This is a genomic window from Pseudomonas sp. LB3P31, assembly GCF_054897945.1.
This window is the reverse complement of record NZ_CM142710.1, coordinates 3,889,887-3,904,631: the sequence shown is the minus strand read 5'-3', so window position 1 is coordinate 3,904,631 and position 14,745 is coordinate 3,889,887. Positions and strand designations below refer to the sequence as shown.

The window sequence follows — 14,745 nt, the reverse complement described above, 5'->3', positions numbered from 1 at the left end:
CGGGGATGAACGACCGCGTGGATTTGTTGTGGCGGTCAAACAGTTGTTTGAAACATACGTTTACGACCAAATCTTGTCAAGCGCCGATCTTTTGCCGTTCGTCATCGTGGCAGTACGGCTCTGCAACACGCAGCTGTATGCGGCGGCTGACGGATTAACCCGAGCTAGAGGAAAGATTAGTTGAGCGAGAAGGACTTAGACACGAAAACGCCGCGAACAGGCGCGGCGTCAGGAGGGCGTAAATAAACAATGAGTTCAGGCGTAGGTGTCGATCAACGTGCCGAGCATTTCATCGGATGCCTTGGCGACCTTCATGCCCAGTTCGGCTTGATGCTTGCCTTGGGACATCTCGATCAGGTTGCTGGCCACGTCCGAGACTTGGCTGCTATCGACCGCACGCAAACGACCGGCCTGAATATCCGAGGACTGGCTGATCGCCGAACGTTCGAGGGTGTTGTTGGCGATCTGGCCGGCGGCCTGGTCGACTCGGTTCTGCCCGGTCTGAATGGTGCTTAGCCCGGCATAAAAAGCGCTGTTACCTGAGATTTCCATGGGAAGACTCGTCCTTGTGAAGGATCAACAATTGCCATTGAAGCAGACCCACGGGCAAAAGACCCGACAAAAACACTAATGGCACAGTGCCTTGTCATAGGCAAAAACTAGTCAAGCAGATCCAGTTGCAGATGCTCGGCGACGGCCTCTGCGGTCACCAGCTTGAGTTTTGGTACTCGTCCGAGGCACGGCGCCGGGATTCGTTCGGCCAGCGTCGCGAGGTTTTCCTCCAGACGCGAAGTCTTCGAGTCGATGATATTGGCGACCCAGCCCGCCAGTTGCAGACCATCCCGGGCAATCGCTTCTGCCGTCAACAGCGCGTGATTGATGCAGCCCAGACGTACGCCCACCACCAGGATCACGGGTAGGTTCAGCGCCTTTGCAAGGTCGGACAGATTGTCCTGGTCGGCCAATGGCACGCGCCAGCCGCCGGCCCCCTCGATCAGGGTGAAGTCGGCCTGCATGTCCAGAATCTGCCGCATCGGCGTCAGCAGCGATTGCACCGTCAGTGCCACGCCTGCTTCCCGGGCCGCCAGGTGCGGGGCGATGGCTGGTTCGAAAGCGACCGGATTGACCTGCACATAGGTCAACGGCAACGAACACTCCGCCAACAGCGCCAGCGCATCGGCGTTGCGCAAGCCCTTGGGCGTCACGTCGCAGCCGGAAGCGACCGGTTTGCCGGCTGCCGTACTCAAGCCCGCCGACCGCGCGGCATGCAGCAAGCCGGCGGCTACGGTGGTCTTGCCCACATCGGTGTCCGTACCGGTGATGAAATAGGCTGCGCTCATAAGGGTTTCTCCAGCACTGCGTAGACCACTTGATAAGTCGCCGGCAGACCTTCGGCCTGACGAAACTGCTCATAGGCCTCGATCAAGCCGAGGATTCGCGCCCGACCGGTTAAACCACCCGGTCGGCCTGGGTTTAGATTGTGTGCACCTAACGCCTTGAGTTCATGGGTCAGGCTGCGCACATCCGAGTAGTGCAGCACGTGCGCACGGGTTTGCAGGCTCGCCACGCGCAGGCCGCTGACTGCGCACAAATGCTCATATATACCCAGCTCGCGGAAGCGATTGACGTGCACCATGCCATCCACCCGGCGCCAACTGTCCCGCAACTCGAACAGCGTGCCCACACACAGACTAGCAAACGCGAAAATGCCTCCCGGTTTCAGTACCCGATGGGCTTCACTGAGCACCGCTTCAAAGTCCGCGCACCACTGCACCGCCAGGCTGGAGAAGATCAGGTCACAGGTCGAATCCTGCAGCGGCAGGCACTCTGCGTCACCGGCAATGAAATGTATCGCGCCACCCAGTGGCCGGGCATGAGTCAGCATGCCTTCGGCGATATCCAGCGCCACACCCTGACCGGCGCTGTAGCGCTCTCCCAGCGCACGACTGAAATAACCGGTGCCGCAACCCAGGTCCAGCCAGCGCTCGGGTGAAAAACCTGCAGGCAAGCGGCTCAATAGCTGGCTGCCGACATCGCGCTGCAACTCGGCCACGCTGTCGTAGGTACCTGCCGCCCGGGAAAAAGAGGCCGCCACCTGGCGCTTGTCCGGCAAACCGCCGAACAGGTTCGGGAGGGAAAGATCAGTCATCACTGCACTCATGCAAGAAAGCCTGGATCGCCCCTGCCACTCCATGAGGGTCTTCCAGAAGAAACGCGTGACCGGCCTGTTCAATCAGACCGATTTCCACATCCGGCAACAACGCCAGCAAATCGCCTGCCGCTTCCGCAGGCACCAGCCCATCCAGGCCGGCGAACAGGTGTAATTGCGGGCCGCGAAATGCCTGCAATGCCTGGCGGGTGTCCAGTTGGGCGAGCAGTTCCAGACCGCTCATCAATACTCCTGGCGAGCTGTGCGGCGCGCCACCCAGCAATAGTCGCGACAGACCGCGGGGGTCTTCGGCGCCTTGGGCGCACAGCAGCGAAAAACGCTTCAGCGTCGTTCGCGGATCATCGCGACAGCCGGCCAGGAATGCATCGAATGTTTCACCGGGCATCGCGCTGGGCCATTGTTCATGGGCGACAAACGAAGGATTACTCGCCAAGGTGATCAGCCCGCAGCAGCGATCACCGCGCCGCGCCGCCAATTCCGCGGCCAGCATGCCGCCCAATGACCAGCCGCCCAGCCAGGCGTCCTGGGCCACAGTGGAGTCGAGCTCATCCAGCCATTCTTCGAGATCGGCTGATTCCAGCTCCGGCAGCGGTTCGATTTCGACCCGCAGGTGCTCATCCAGGCCCTGCAAAGCGGCAGCCAATGGCTCCAGCGGTGAAATCCCAAGACCCCAGCCCGGCAGCAGAATCAGTCGATTACGCATGGTTTGGCTCCGGTCCCAGTTGTTGAAAACAATCTGCCAGCGTGTTTAACAATAGCTGCACCTGCGCCTCGCTGTGCGCAGCGGTCAGGGTCACCCGCAGCCTGGCGCTTCCGGCGGGCACGGTGGGTGGACGGATAGCAGTCACCATCAGCCCGCGCTCGCGCAGCATCTGCGACAGCTGCACCGCGCGACCGGCGTCGCCAATCATAATCGGCTGGATCGGTGTGAAGCTGTCCATCAACCGCAGACCGATCTGCTCGGCACCGTGGCGAAACTGACTGATCAGGGTTTTCAGGTGCTCACGCCGCCAGTGTTCACTGCGCAGCAGTTCCAGGCTTTTCAGGGTGGCACAGGCCAGCGCTGGAGGCTGACTGGTGGTGTAGATGTAGGGGCGCGCGAACTGGATCAGGCTTTCGATCAGCTCTTCGCTGCCGGCAACGAACGCTCCCGCCGTGCCAAAGGCCTTGCCCAGGGTGCCGACCAACACCGGCACATCGTCCTGGCTCAGACCGAAATGCTCGACGATGCCGCCGCCATTGGCGCCCAGCGGGCCAAACCCGTGGGCATCATCGACCATCAGCCACGCGCCTTTGGCCTTGGTTTCCCGCGCCAGCGCTGGCAGATCTGCGATATCGCCGTCCATGCTGAACACCCCGTCGGTCACCACCAAGGTGTTGCCGGTGGCCTTTTCCAGGCGCTTGGTCAGGCTTGCGGCGTCGTTATGCAGGTAGCGATTGAAGCGCGCGCCGGACAGCAGGCCGGCGTCCAGCAATGACGCGTGATTGAGCCGGTCTTCCAGCACCGTATCGCCCTGCCCGACCAACGCGGTCACAGCACCGAGGTTGGCCATGTAGCCGGTGGTGAACAGTAAGGCGCGGGGACGACCGGTCAGGTCGGCCAAGGCTTCTTCCAGCGCATGGTGCGGACTGCTGTGACCGATCACCAGATGCGAAGCGCCACCGCCTACGCCCCACTTCAAGGCGCCAGCACGCCAGGCTTCGATCACCTGCGGGTGATTGGCCAGGCCCAGGTAATCGTTGTTGCAAAACGCGAGCAGCGGCTGGCCGTCGACCACCACTTCCGGGCCCTGGGGGCTTTCGAGCAGGGGGCGCTGGCGGTAGAGGTTTTCGGCACGACGGGCAGCAAGACGTGCGCAGAGATCAAAAGACATGCAGGCCTCGGAGTTCTAATCACAAATTTCATTGTGAACACACCCCCTGTAGGAGTGAGCCTGCTCGCGATGAGGCCGGAACATTCAACATTGACGTTTAATGTTCTGACGCAATCGCGAGCAGGCTCACTCCTACAGGGTTTGGCATTTCAATCAGGGGAATCAAACAGCCGCGTTGTAGAACTGCTCGCTGCTCTTCTGCTCCACCAACGCCTGCTCGATCGCCGCCTGGTGCACTTCATCCGCGTGCTCTTCACGGGCTTCCGGCAAGATCCCCAGGCGCGAGAACAGTTGCATGTCCTTGTCAGCCTGCGGGTTGGCGGTGGTCAGCAACTTGTCACCGTAGAAAATCGAGTTTGCACCGGCGAAGAACGCCAGGGCCTGCATCTGCTCGTTCATCGCCTCACGGCCAGCGGACAGGCGCACGTGGGATTGCGGCATCATGATGCGCGCGACGGCCAGCATGCGGATGAAATCGAACGGGTCGATGTCCTCGGCATTTTCCAGCGGCGTGCCGGCAACCTTCACCAGCATGTTGATCGGCACCGACTCAGGATGCTCCGGCAGGTTGGCCAGCTGGATCAGCAGGTTGGCACGGTCATCGAGTGACTCGCCCATGCCGAGGATGCCGCCGGAACAGATCTTCATCCCCGAATCACGCACGTAGGCCAGGGTCTGCAGGCGCTCGCCGTAGGTACGGGTAGTGATGATGCTGCCGTAGAACTCCGGCGAGGTGTCGAGGTTGTGGTTGTAGTAGTCCAGGCCAGCCTGGGCCAGCGCCTCGGTCTGGTCCTGATCGAGCCGGCCGAGGGTCATGCAGGTTTCCAGGCCCATGGCTTTCACGCCCTTGACCATCTGCAGCACGTACGGCATGTCCTTGGCCGAAGGATGCTTCCAGGCCGCGCCCATGCAGAATCGGGTCGATCCGATCGCCTTGGCGCGAGCAGCCTCTTCGAGGACCTTCTGCACTTCCATCAGCTTCTCTTTTTCCAGCCCGGTGTTGTAGTGACCGGACTGCGGACAATATTTGCAATCTTCCGGGCAGGCGCCCGTCTTGATCGACAGCAGGGTCGAAACTTGCACCCGATTGGCGTCGAAATGCGCGCGGTGCACCGTCTGCGCCTGGAACAGCAGGTCATTGAATGGCTGCACGAAGAGTGCTTTGACTTCGGCCAAAGACCAGTCATGACGCAGGTTTGCAGTGGTGCTGGCGCTCATGGGCATTTCCTTGTTTTATGCTTGGCAGGCGCTGGGGCATGGAATAACCACAGGCGCGACACGGATGTTTGGCATATTTAAGGAAGAGCGATGCGCTGTCAACCACGTTACGATGGTCCGGTTTACATCTGGTTAAAAAACAAACAGCCTTGTTTGCTATGTCAGGAAGAGGTCGACGAGGCAGTGCCGATCTGCATGGCGTGCGAAACCGAGCTGCCGTGGCTGGGCGAGCAATGCCAGACCTGCGCCCTGCCCCTGCCCTCACCCGGCATGACCTGTGGGCAATGCCTGAAGCAACCACCGGCCTTCGAACAAGTTGCAGTGCCCTGGCTTTACGACTTTCCGGTCGACACCTTGATCACTCGCTTCAAACACAGCGCGAAGTGGCCATATGGGCGCCTGCTCGGCGAACTTCTCGCACAATTCCTGCAGCATCGCTACGACGAGCACATGCCACGGCCCGCTGTGCTGGTTCCGGTGCCCATGGCCACCCGTCGCTTGCGCCAACGGGGCTTCAACCAGGCAGTGATGCTGGCCAAGTGGCTTAGTGCAATTCTTGAGATAAGGTGCGATGAAAAGCTGGTCCTGCGGGTTCAGGACACCAGTGCACAGCAGGACCTGAAGGCTGATGCGCGGAAAAAAAACCTCCGCAATGCCTTCGCCCTGGCACCGGACGCGACCGTCAAAGGCCTGCACCTTGCACTGGTGGACGATGTGCTGACCACCGGCGCCACGGCGCACGCCCTGGCTCGTCTGCTGCTGAATGCTGGCGCAGCACGAGTCGACGTCTACTGCCTGGCGCGCACCCCCAAACCCGGCACAGCGCACAAAACCCCGTAGGAGCTGCCGCAGGCTGCGATCTTTTGATCTTGTTTCAAAGACAATGAAGATCAAAAGATCGCAGCCTGCGGCAGCTCCTACAGTGATCAAGGATCACCTAACTTGACTACCAGGCGCCGAGCCGCCAACGTCCATCCCATCGCCACAACCCTAAGCCGATGCCATGTCTCTGCCCACCTTGTTGTCCCAGCACATCGTCCGTCGCCCGCAGCGCATCGCCTTGCTGCAACACATCGCCGAACAGGGCTCCATCACCCGCGCCGCAAAAAGCGCAGGCCTGAGTTACAAGGCTGCCTGGGACGCCATCGACGAGCTGAACAACCTTGCGCAGAAACCCCTGGTGGAGCGCAGCGTAGGCGGCAAAGGCGGCGGTGGCGCCAGGCTGTCCAGCGAAGGTGAGCGTGTGCTGCGCTTGTATCAGAAGTTGCAAATCCTGCAGGCCCAGGTGCTGGAGACTGCCGAGGAAGCCAGCGACCTCAACCTGCTCGGGCGCCTGATGCTCAGGACCAGCGCGCGCAACCAACTGCACGGCAAAGTCGTCGCCATCGAATCCCAGGGCCGCAATGATCGCATCCGCCTGGAACTGGCCGCAGGCCTGGTGATCGATACGCAGATCACCCACGACAGTACCTTGCGCCTGGAGCTGCAAATTGGCACCGAAGTGGTCGCCTTGATCAAGGCCGGGTGGCTCGAGTTGCTGGGCGTGGATCAGCCGGCAACTCCCGGCGCCAATTGCCTGCAGGGCAAAGTCGAAGAAATCCTCGACGCCGAGGATGGCCCAAGTGAAGTGCGCATCAGCCTGCCCAACGGCCAGACCCTCTGCGCACTGGCCGAGCCGCTCCATTTGCGAACTTTGTGCCTGGCAGTCGGCAAACCGGTCCAGGTGCAGTTCGCCCCATCTAACGTTTTGCTGGGTACACCTCTCTGAAACATAAGCGTCATTAATGCGCTTTAAGGTGGCTGCAAAATCCTGCAGGGAGCCTGATGTGAGCCTATTAAAAGAAAACCAGTCCACCGACCTCGAAAAAATGGTCGGTCTCAGCCGTCGTGGCTTCATCAGCGCCGGCGCCCTCTGCGGCGCGGCCATGTTCATGGGCGGCAGCCTGCTGAGCCGCAGCGTGCTGGCTGCCAGCGTCAGCGCCGGGAACAGCACGCTGCTGGGTTTCGACAGTATTGCCGCCGCCACCAACGACGCCATCAGCCTGCCACCGGGTTACAAGTCCTCGGTGCTGATCAGCTGGGGGCAGCCGCTGCACAAGGACGGTCCGGCTTTCGACCCGAGCGGCAATGGCAGCGCCGAACATCAGGAACTGCAATTCGGCGACAACAACGACGGCATGAGTCTGTTCGAGTTTCCAGGCGAGAAAGATCGCGCGCTGATGGCTATCAACAACGAATACACCAACTATCGCTACCTCTACCCCCACGGCGGCATGCCGCAATCGGCGGCCGACGTGCACAAGGCTCTGGCCTGTGAGGGCGTGTCAGTGATCGAAGTGCAGCGCAAGGACGGCCAATGGCAGTTCGTCCAGGGCTCGCGCTACAACCGCCGCATCCATGGCAATGCACCCATCAACCTGAGCGGTCCGGCGGCCGGCCACGCCCTGGTGAAAACCAGCGCCGACCCGCAGGGCAAACATGTCCTCGGTACGTTCCAGAACTGTGCCAATGGCAAGACGCCATGGGGCACCTACCTCACCTGCGAAGAAAACTTCACCGACTGCTTCGGCAGCAGTGACGCCGAGCAGAAGTTCGATGCCGCGCAGAAACGCTACGGCGTGGTAGCCACCAGCAAGGAGATCAACTGGCACCCGCACGATGCGCGTTTCGACATGGCCAAGAACCCCAACGAACTCAACCGGCATGGCTGGGTGGTGGAGATCGACCCGTTCGATCCGCAATCGACTCCCCAGAAGCGCACCGCGTTGGGCCGCTTCAAGCATGAAAACGCCGCTCTGGCAGAAACTGCCGATGGCCACGCCGTGGTGTACATGGGCGATGACGAGCGTGGCGAATTCATCTACAAGTTCGTCAGCCGCGACAAGATCAATCACAAGAATGCCAAGGCCAACCGCGACCTGCTCGACCACGGCACCTTGTATGTCGCACGTTTCGACGCCGGCGACAGCAACCCCGATCATCCCAAGGGCCATGGCGAATGGATCGAGTTGACCCATGGAAAGAACGGCATCGACGCCAGTAGCGGCTTCGCCGACCAGGCCGAGGTGCTGATCCACGCTCGTCTGGCCGCCAGCGTAGTGCATGCCACCCGCATGGACCGTCCGGAGTGGATCGTCGTCAGCCCCAAGGACGGCCAGGTCTATTGCACCCTGACCAACAACGCCAAGCGTGGCGAAGACGGCCAGCCGGTGGGCGGGCCGAACCCTCGGGAGAAGAATGTCTACGGGCAGATCCTGCGCTGGCGCACCGACCGGGACGATCACGGCTCGAAAAGTTTTGCCTGGGACCTGTTCGTCGTTGCAGGCAATCCTGGGCTGCACGCGGGTACGCCGAAGGGTGGCTCATCGAACATTACGCCGCAGAACATGTTCAATAGCCCGGACGGCTTGGGCTTCGACGACGCTGGCAGGTTGTGGATTCTCACCGACGGCGATTCGAGCAATGCCGGTGACTTCGCGGGCATGGGCAACAACCAGATGCTCTGCGCCGACCCGGTAACGGGCGAAATCCGCCGTTTCATGGTTGGGCCGGTTGGTTGTGAGGTGACGGGCATCAGTTTCTCGCCGGACCATAAGACTCTGTTTGTCGGGATCCAGCATCCGGGAGAGAACGGCGGTTCGACCTTTCCCGAGCATCTGCCGAACGGCAAGCCACGGTCTTCGGTGATGGCAATCAGCCGGGAAGATGGCGGAATCGTCGGCGCCTGATAAATCGCCTTCGCGAGCAAGCCCGCTCCCACATTGGATCTTCAGTGAACACTCAATGTGGGAGCGGGCTTGCTCGCGAAGGCGCCCGCCCAAACAACACACAGCTCAACCCACCCCCTAAACCAGCCCCGTCTGCGCTACCATGCTTGGCCGGACGCGGCAGCCTGCTGCGCGCAGGAGTCAGCATGGCCCACCCGTTTGCAACGCTCACCCCAGATCTCGTGCTCGATGCCGTCGAAAGCATCGGCTTTCTCAGCGACGCCCGCATCCTCGCCCTCAACAGCTACGAGAACCGCGTCTATCAGGTCGGTATCGAAGACAGCGAACCCTTGATCGCCAAGTTTTACCGTCCGCAGCGCTGGACCAACGAAGCGATCCTCGAAGAGCACCAGTTCACCTTCGAACTCGCCGAGTGCGACGTCCCTGTAGTTGCACCGATGGTCCACAACGGTGCCAGCCTGCACGAGCACAATGGTTTTCGTTTCACCCTGTTCCCCCGCCGTGGTGGCCGCGCGCCGGAGCCGGGCAACCTCGATCAGCTGTATCGCCTGGGCCAGTTGCTCGGGCGCCTGCACGCGGTCGGCGCGACCAAGCCCTTCGAACATCGAGAAGCCCTGGGCGTGCAGAACTTTGGGCATGCCTCGCTGACCACCTTGCTCGAAGGCAATTTCATTCCCAAAAGCCTGCTGCCCGCCTACGAGTCAGTCGCCCGCGACCTGCTCAAGCGCGTCGAAGAGGTCTACAAGGCCACACCGCACCAGAACATCCGCATGCACGGCGATTGCCACCCGGGCAACATGATGTGCCGCGACGAAATGTTCCACATCGTCGACCTCGATGACTGCCGCATGGGCCCTGCGGTGCAGGACATCTGGATGATGCTCGCGGGCGATCGCCAGGAATGCCTCGGCCAATTGTCCGAGCTGATGGATGGCTACAACGAGTTTCACGACTTCGACCCACGAGAACTGGCGCTGATCGAACCGCTGCGGGCGCTGCGCCTGATGCACTACAGCGCCTGGCTGGCCCGGCGCTGGGATGACCCGGCGTTCCCCCATAGCTTCCCGTGGTTCGGCACGGAACGATATTGGGGCGATCAGGTGTTGGCGCTGCGTGAGCAATTGTCGGCGCTTAACGAAGAGCCTTTGAAGCTTTTTTGATTCATTCTATTTTTCTGTGGGATTGGGCCTGTGGGAGCAAGGCTTGCCCGCGATTGCGTTCGTGGAGTTTCCCTGAGAAACCGCGGCGCACCGATCGCGGGCAAGCCTTGCTCCCACAAGGGATCGGCATATTCCGACAAATCTCCTTACAATCCCCCTCTTTGTTAGCTGCCTAAGCAAGGATTCTGCATGCAAGTCGCCAACCCGCGTCGCGGGTACATCCTGGGCCTGAGTGCCTACATCATCTGGGGACTTTTCCCGCTCTACTTCAAAGCCATCGCCAGCGTACCCGCCGTGGAGATCATCATCCACCGGGTTCTCTGGTCGGCACTGTTCGGCGCCATGTTGCTGATGGTCTGGAAACATCCGGGCTGGTGGCGCGAACTGCGTGACAACCCCAAACGGCTGGCAATTCTCGCCCTGAGCGGCACCCTCATCGCAGCCAACTGGCTGACCTACGTCTGGTCAGTCAACAACGGACGCATGCTCGAAGCCAGCCTGGGCTACTACATCAACCCGCTGATAAACGTGCTGTTGGGCATGCTGATCCTTGGCGAGCGCTTGCGGCGCATGCAATGGCTGGCGGTGGGCCTGGCGGCAGTCGGCGTGGCCCAGCAGGTATGGCAAGTTGGCAGCTTGCCGTGGGTGTCGCTGGTGCTGGCATTGACCTTCGGCTTCTACGGCTTGATCCGCAAGCAGGCACCGGTCAAGGCCCTGCCCGGTCTGGTGGTCGAAACCTGGATGCTGGTGCCGATTGCAGTTGCCTGGTTGCTGTTCAACCCCGGGGCCAGCAGTGCTCAAGCCGAATTCTGGACTACCTCCGAAGCTTGGTGGCTGGTGGCTGCCGGGCCGGTGACGCTGGTGCCGTTGGTATGTTTCAACGCAGCCGCACGACACTTGCCCTACACAACGCTAGGCTTCCTGCAGTACCTGGCCCCGACCCTGGTGTTGCTGCAGGCCGTGCTGTTATTTGATGAGCACCTGTCATCCAGCACCCTGGTAGCGTTCATGTTTATCTGGGCGGGACTGGCGGTTTACAGTGTCGATGCGGTAATCAGCATGCGTCGGCGCAGCTGATCAAAAAACATACAAACTTCTGCAGGCCACGGCCCTATTGGCCTGCAAGCAACTACCCCAAGGTTATCCACAGCGTGATCCCCGGCGATTGTGCGCAAGTTATTGAAACTGCTGGTTTTTTGATCACCTTCTGAAGAAGCCCAGCCCGCCTGGGCTGGCGGCTGGTCTCTACAGGTTATCCACAGGCAGGTGCACGTTTAACTTGGATAACCTTTTCAAGGCTCGCTGCGCAGTACCAGCTCCACCATCAAATCATCCGCCAGGGTTTCCAGGCGCGACTGCAAAACATCCAGTGACAGGGTCAGCGGCACCGCGAGAATCGCCTCGGCGTGGAACAGCGGCTCGCTGCTCATGGGTGCAGGACGCACTTCGGTGACCAGTCGTTCGAGATTCACCCCCTGCTCGCTGAGCAACCGCGTGATGTCTCGTACAATACCCGGACGATCATTGCCTACCAGCTCCATGGCGATGGGCTTCCAGGTGCAGGACTGCTCAATGCCACTTTCGGCGATCAGCACGCGAATGCCGTGGGCGGACAACGCCTGCAGGGCACCGACCAGCTCGTCGTAGGCTTCGGCCGGCACCCCCACGCGAAGAATCCCGGCGAACTGCCCGGCCATCCGCGACATTCGGCTTTCCAGCCAGTTACCACCATGCTCGGCAATGCACTGGGCGATGCGCTCGACCTGCCCAGGCTTGTCCGGCGCGAAAACCGTGAGTACGAGGTGGTCCATGGCGCAGTCCTCTTTTGTTATGGAACAGGAAGTATAGGCAAGGGATGTTGCTGCGTTGACCTGCCGACGCCATCGCGAGCAGGCTCACTCCTACACTGATCGCGCGAGCCCCTGTAGGAGTGAGCCTGCTCGCGATTGCATCACCGCCGAAAAAGTTGCCCGCAACAAATCGTGTACAACTTTTTATATTTAACTGGAACAATCCATCACTTTTTTGAGAACATCCCGTTCCCCGACGCGACCGCAATGCGTCATGGGGTCGCAGAACGACGTAATTAGTCTAATTTTCACAACCGCAATTCATCATGTAGTATGCCGCAGCGCGCACTACATAACGTTGGATCGATGTCTGCCAAGGCGCAATCGCAACCCTGAAAGCCCCGTCAGCAAGGCCTTAAGCCGTTGATTGGACCACCCCAGCCGCCCGCAATGGCATGTACTGGTAGACGGGTTTGTGGTTTAAATGGCCAGAGGCTTCATTGTCATAATTGAAGAGCTGAAAAGCGAAATAGCTGAGCAGAGTGAGGCAAGCAATGACTGAACACGTTCAAGTCGGTGGCCTGCAGGTCGCCAAAGTCCTGTTCGACTTCGTTAACAACGAAGCCATTCCCGGTACCGGCCTCACCGCCGACCAGTTCTGGGCCGGTGCCGACAAGGTCATTCATGACCTGGCGCCGAAGAACCAAGCCCTACTCGCCAAACGCGATGATTTCCAGGCTCGTATCGATGGCTGGCACCAGTCCCGTGCCGGTCAACCCCATGACGCCGTGGCCTACAAAGCCTTCCTGCAAGACATCGGTTATCTGCTGCCAGAAGCGGCCGATTTCCAGGCGACTACACAAAACGTCGATGACGAAATCGCCCGCATGGCCGGCCCGCAGCTGGTAGTGCCGGTAATGAATGCCCGCTTCGCGCTCAATGCCTCGAACGCCCGCTGGGGTTCGCTGTATGACGCGCTCTACGGTACCGACGCCATCAGCGAAGCTGACGGTGCGGAAAAAGGCAAAGGCTACAACAAGGTTCGCGGCGATAAGGTCATTGCCTTCGCCCGCGCTTTCCTCGACGAAGCGGCCCCCCTGGCTGCCGGCTCCCACGTCGATTCCACTGCCTACAAGATCGTTGACGGCAAGCTGGTGGTCGCTCTCAAGGGCGGCAGCAACTCCGGCCTGCGCGACGACGCCCAGTTGATCGGCTTCCAAGGCGATGCCTCGGCACCGACTGCAATCCTGCTGAAACACAACGGCCTGCATTTCGAAATCCAGGTCGACGCCAGCACCCCGGTCGGCCAGACCGACGCTGCCGGCATCAAAGACATCCTGATGGAGGCCGCGCTGACCACCATCATGGACTGCGAAGACTCCGTCGCTGCTGTCGATGCCGATGACAAAGTGGTGATCTACCGCAACTGGCTCGGCTTGATGAAGGGCGACCTGTCGGAAGAAGTGTCCAAGGGCGGCAAGACCTTCACCCGCACCATGAACGCCGACCGCACCTACACCGGCGTCGACGGCAAGGAACTGAGCCTGCACGGTCGCTCGCTGTTGTTCGTGCGCAACGTTGGTCACCTGATGACCATTGATGCCATCCTCGACAAGGACGGCAACGAGGTACCAGAAGGCATTCTCGACGGTCTGGTGACCTGCCTGGCCGCCACGCATAGCCTCAACGGCAATAACTCGCGCAAGAACAGCCGTACCGGCTCGGTCTATATCGTGAAGCCGAAGATGCACGGCCCGGAAGAAGCCGCGTTCACCAACGAGCTGTTCGGGCGCATCGAAGACGTCCTCGACCTGCCGCGCAACACTCTGAAAGTCGGGATCATGGACGAGGAGCGCCGCACCACGGTTAACCTCAAGGCCTGCATCCAGGCGGCTGCCGAGCGCGTGGTGTTTATCAACACCGGCTTCCTCGACCGCACCGGCGATGAAATCCACACCTCCATGGAAGCCGGCCCGATGGTGCGCAAGGCCGACATGAAGGCTGAGAAATGGATCGGCGCCTACGAGAACTGGAACGTCGATATCGGCTTGAGCACCGGCCTGCAAGGTCGTGCACAAATCGGTAAAGGCATGTGGGCAATGCCTGACCTGATGGCGGCGATGCTCGAACAGAAAGTCGCTCACCCGCTGGCCGGTGCCAACACCGCCTGGGTTCCATCGCCAACCGCAGCTGCGCTGCACGCGCTGCACTACCACAAGGTCGACGTGTTCGCGCGTCAGGCCGAACTGGCCAAACGTGCGCGCGCTTCGGTGGACGACATCCTGACCATCCCGCTGGCCGTCAACCCGAGCTGGACCCCGGAGCAGATCAAGAACGAACTGGACAACAACGCCCAGGGCATTCTCGGCTACGTGGTGCGCTGGATCGATCAGGGCGTGGGTTGCTCGAAGGTGCCGGACATCAATGACGTCGGCCTGATGGAAGACCGTGCAACGCTGCGAATCTCCAGTCAGCACATCGCCAACTGGTTGCGCCATGGCATTGTCACCGAAGAACAAGTGATGGAAAGCCTCAAGCGCATGGCGCCGGTGGTTGACCGTCAGAACGCCAACGATTCGCTGTACCGCCCACTGGCACCGGACTTCGACAGCAACATCGCCTTCCAGGCGGCAGTCGAACTGGTGGTCGAGGGCACCAAGCAACCGAACGGGTATACCGAGCCGGTGCTGCATCGCCGCCGCCGTGAGTTCAAGGCGAAAAACGCGCTGTAGAGCTAGGTGCTGAACCTCAATCCCTCGGAGTTAAAAGACCGGGGGATTGTTGTTTCAGCCTCCCCGAAACAGG

Annotated in this window: 13 protein-coding genes; 6 read left to right on the top strand and 7 right to left on the bottom strand. The window is 60.7% G+C overall.

Features of this window, described 5'->3' with window-relative positions; genetic code table 11:
• Positions 1–255: 255 nt before the first annotated feature.
• The 6 genes from ACYZTK_RS17665 to bioB all read right to left on the bottom strand — a co-directional run bounded on the left by ACYZTK_RS17665 (position 256) and on the right by bioB (position 5,262).
• The gene (locus ACYZTK_RS17665) at positions 256–552 is read right to left on the bottom strand and encodes a pyrroloquinoline quinone biosynthesis protein PqqE (RefSeq protein ID WP_462011060.1); all 297 of its coding nucleotides are present in this window, start codon (positions 550–552) and stop codon (positions 256–258) included.
• Between the two features lie 107 nt (positions 553–659).
• Positions 660–1,340, bottom strand: a complete 681-nt coding sequence (bioD, locus tag ACYZTK_RS17660; RefSeq protein WP_462011059.1) for a dethiobiotin synthase — start codon at positions 1,338–1,340, stop codon at positions 660–662.
• Positions 1,337–2,149 (bottom strand): malonyl-ACP O-methyltransferase BioC, encoded by an 813-nt coding sequence (bioC, locus tag ACYZTK_RS17655; protein ID WP_462011058.1) that lies wholly within the window; start codon positions 2,147–2,149, stop codon positions 1,337–1,339. The genes bioD and bioC overlap by 4 nt, the downstream gene beginning before the upstream one ends.
• The gene (locus ACYZTK_RS17650) at positions 2,142–2,873 is read right to left on the bottom strand and encodes an alpha/beta fold hydrolase (protein ID WP_462011057.1); all 732 of its coding nucleotides are present in this window, start codon (positions 2,871–2,873) and stop codon (positions 2,142–2,144) included. Before ACYZTK_RS17650 ends, bioC begins: the two co-directional genes overlap by 8 nt.
• Complete coding sequence (gene bioF, locus ACYZTK_RS17645; protein WP_462011056.1) at positions 2,866–4,044, bottom strand: 8-amino-7-oxononanoate synthase; 1,179 nt, start codon at positions 4,042–4,044, stop codon at positions 2,866–2,868. The genes ACYZTK_RS17650 and bioF overlap by 8 nt, the downstream gene beginning before the upstream one ends.
• Positions 4,045–4,206: 162 nt before the next feature.
• Positions 4,207–5,262 carry a biotin synthase BioB gene (bioB, locus tag ACYZTK_RS17640; RefSeq protein ID WP_462011055.1) on the bottom strand — a complete coding sequence of 352 codons (1,056 nt, stop codon included), beginning with the start codon at positions 5,260–5,262 and terminating at the stop codon, positions 4,207–4,209.
• A gap of 90 nt (positions 5,263–5,352) precedes the next feature.
• Between bioB and ACYZTK_RS17635 the strand changes: the two genes are divergently transcribed.
• The 5 genes from ACYZTK_RS17635 to rarD all read left to right on the top strand — a co-directional run bounded on the left by ACYZTK_RS17635 (position 5,353) and on the right by rarD (position 11,227).
• A complete protein-coding gene (locus ACYZTK_RS17635; protein WP_462011054.1) occupies positions 5,353–6,102 on the top strand; it encodes a ComF family protein in 750 nt (249 codons plus the stop codon).
• Between the two features lie 163 nt (positions 6,103–6,265).
• Positions 6,266–7,030 (top strand): TOBE domain-containing protein, encoded by a 765-nt coding sequence (locus tag ACYZTK_RS17630; RefSeq protein ID WP_462011053.1) that lies wholly within the window; start codon positions 6,266–6,268, stop codon positions 7,028–7,030.
• 58 nt (positions 7,031–7,088) lie between these two features.
• A complete protein-coding gene (locus tag ACYZTK_RS17625; RefSeq protein WP_462011052.1) occupies positions 7,089–8,990 on the top strand; it encodes a PhoX family protein in 1,902 nt (633 codons plus the stop codon).
• Positions 8,991–9,175: 185 nt separating this feature from the next.
• The gene (locus ACYZTK_RS17620; RefSeq protein WP_462011050.1) at positions 9,176–10,150 is read left to right on the top strand and encodes a serine/threonine protein kinase; all 975 of its coding nucleotides are present in this window, start codon (positions 9,176–9,178) and stop codon (positions 10,148–10,150) included.
• 189 nt (positions 10,151–10,339) lie between these two features.
• Positions 10,340–11,227, top strand: coding sequence for an EamA family transporter RarD (gene rarD / locus ACYZTK_RS17615; RefSeq protein ID WP_462011049.1), 888 nt, complete (start codon positions 10,340–10,342; stop codon positions 11,225–11,227).
• Positions 11,228–11,442: 215 nt separating this feature from the next.
• On the opposite strand, the gene ACYZTK_RS17610 is transcribed toward rarD, so the two are convergent.
• Positions 11,443–11,961, bottom strand: a complete 519-nt coding sequence (locus tag ACYZTK_RS17610) for a glycine cleavage system transcriptional repressor (RefSeq protein ID WP_462011048.1) — start codon at positions 11,959–11,961, stop codon at positions 11,443–11,445.
• Between the two features lie 533 nt (positions 11,962–12,494).
• Here ACYZTK_RS17610 and ACYZTK_RS17605 point away from each other — a divergent pair.
• Positions 12,495–14,672 (top strand): malate synthase G, encoded by a 2,178-nt coding sequence (locus ACYZTK_RS17605; RefSeq protein WP_462011047.1) that lies wholly within the window; start codon positions 12,495–12,497, stop codon positions 14,670–14,672.
• Positions 14,673–14,745 lie beyond the last annotated feature (73 nt).

What these genes read in the sequence shown, in the direction of transcription:
- ACYZTK_RS17665 (WP_462011060.1), bottom strand. Translation starts at nt 552, where the DNA reads ATGGAAATCTCAGGTAACAGCGCTTTTTATGCCGGGCTAAGCACCATT.
- bioD (WP_462011059.1), bottom strand. Translation starts at nt 1,340, where the DNA reads ATGAGCGCAGCCTATTTCATCACCGGTACGGACACCGATGTGGGCAAG.
- bioC (WP_462011058.1), bottom strand. Translation starts at nt 2,149, where the DNA reads ATGACTGATCTTTCCCTCCCGAACCTGTTCGGCGGTTTGCCGGACAAG.
- ACYZTK_RS17650 (WP_462011057.1), bottom strand. Translation starts at nt 2,873, where the DNA reads ATGCGTAATCGACTGATTCTGCTGCCGGGCTGGGGTCTTGGGATTTCA.
- bioF (WP_462011056.1), bottom strand. Translation starts at nt 4,044, where the DNA reads ATGTCTTTTGATCTCTGCGCACGTCTTGCTGCCCGTCGTGCCGAAAAC.
- bioB (WP_462011055.1), bottom strand. Translation starts at nt 5,262, where the DNA reads ATGAGCGCCAGCACCACTGCAAACCTGCGTCATGACTGGTCTTTGGCC.
- ACYZTK_RS17635 (WP_462011054.1), top strand. Translation starts at nt 5,353, where the DNA reads ATGCGCTGTCAACCACGTTACGATGGTCCGGTTTACATCTGGTTAAAA.
- ACYZTK_RS17630 (WP_462011053.1), top strand. Translation starts at nt 6,266, where the DNA reads ATGTCTCTGCCCACCTTGTTGTCCCAGCACATCGTCCGTCGCCCGCAG.
- ACYZTK_RS17620 (WP_462011050.1), top strand. Translation starts at nt 9,176, where the DNA reads ATGGCCCACCCGTTTGCAACGCTCACCCCAGATCTCGTGCTCGATGCC.
- rarD (WP_462011049.1), top strand. Translation starts at nt 10,340, where the DNA reads ATGCAAGTCGCCAACCCGCGTCGCGGGTACATCCTGGGCCTGAGTGCC.
- ACYZTK_RS17610 (WP_462011048.1), bottom strand. Translation starts at nt 11,961, where the DNA reads ATGGACCACCTCGTACTCACGGTTTTCGCGCCGGACAAGCCTGGGCAG.
- ACYZTK_RS17605 (WP_462011047.1), top strand. Translation starts at nt 12,495, where the DNA reads ATGACTGAACACGTTCAAGTCGGTGGCCTGCAGGTCGCCAAAGTCCTG.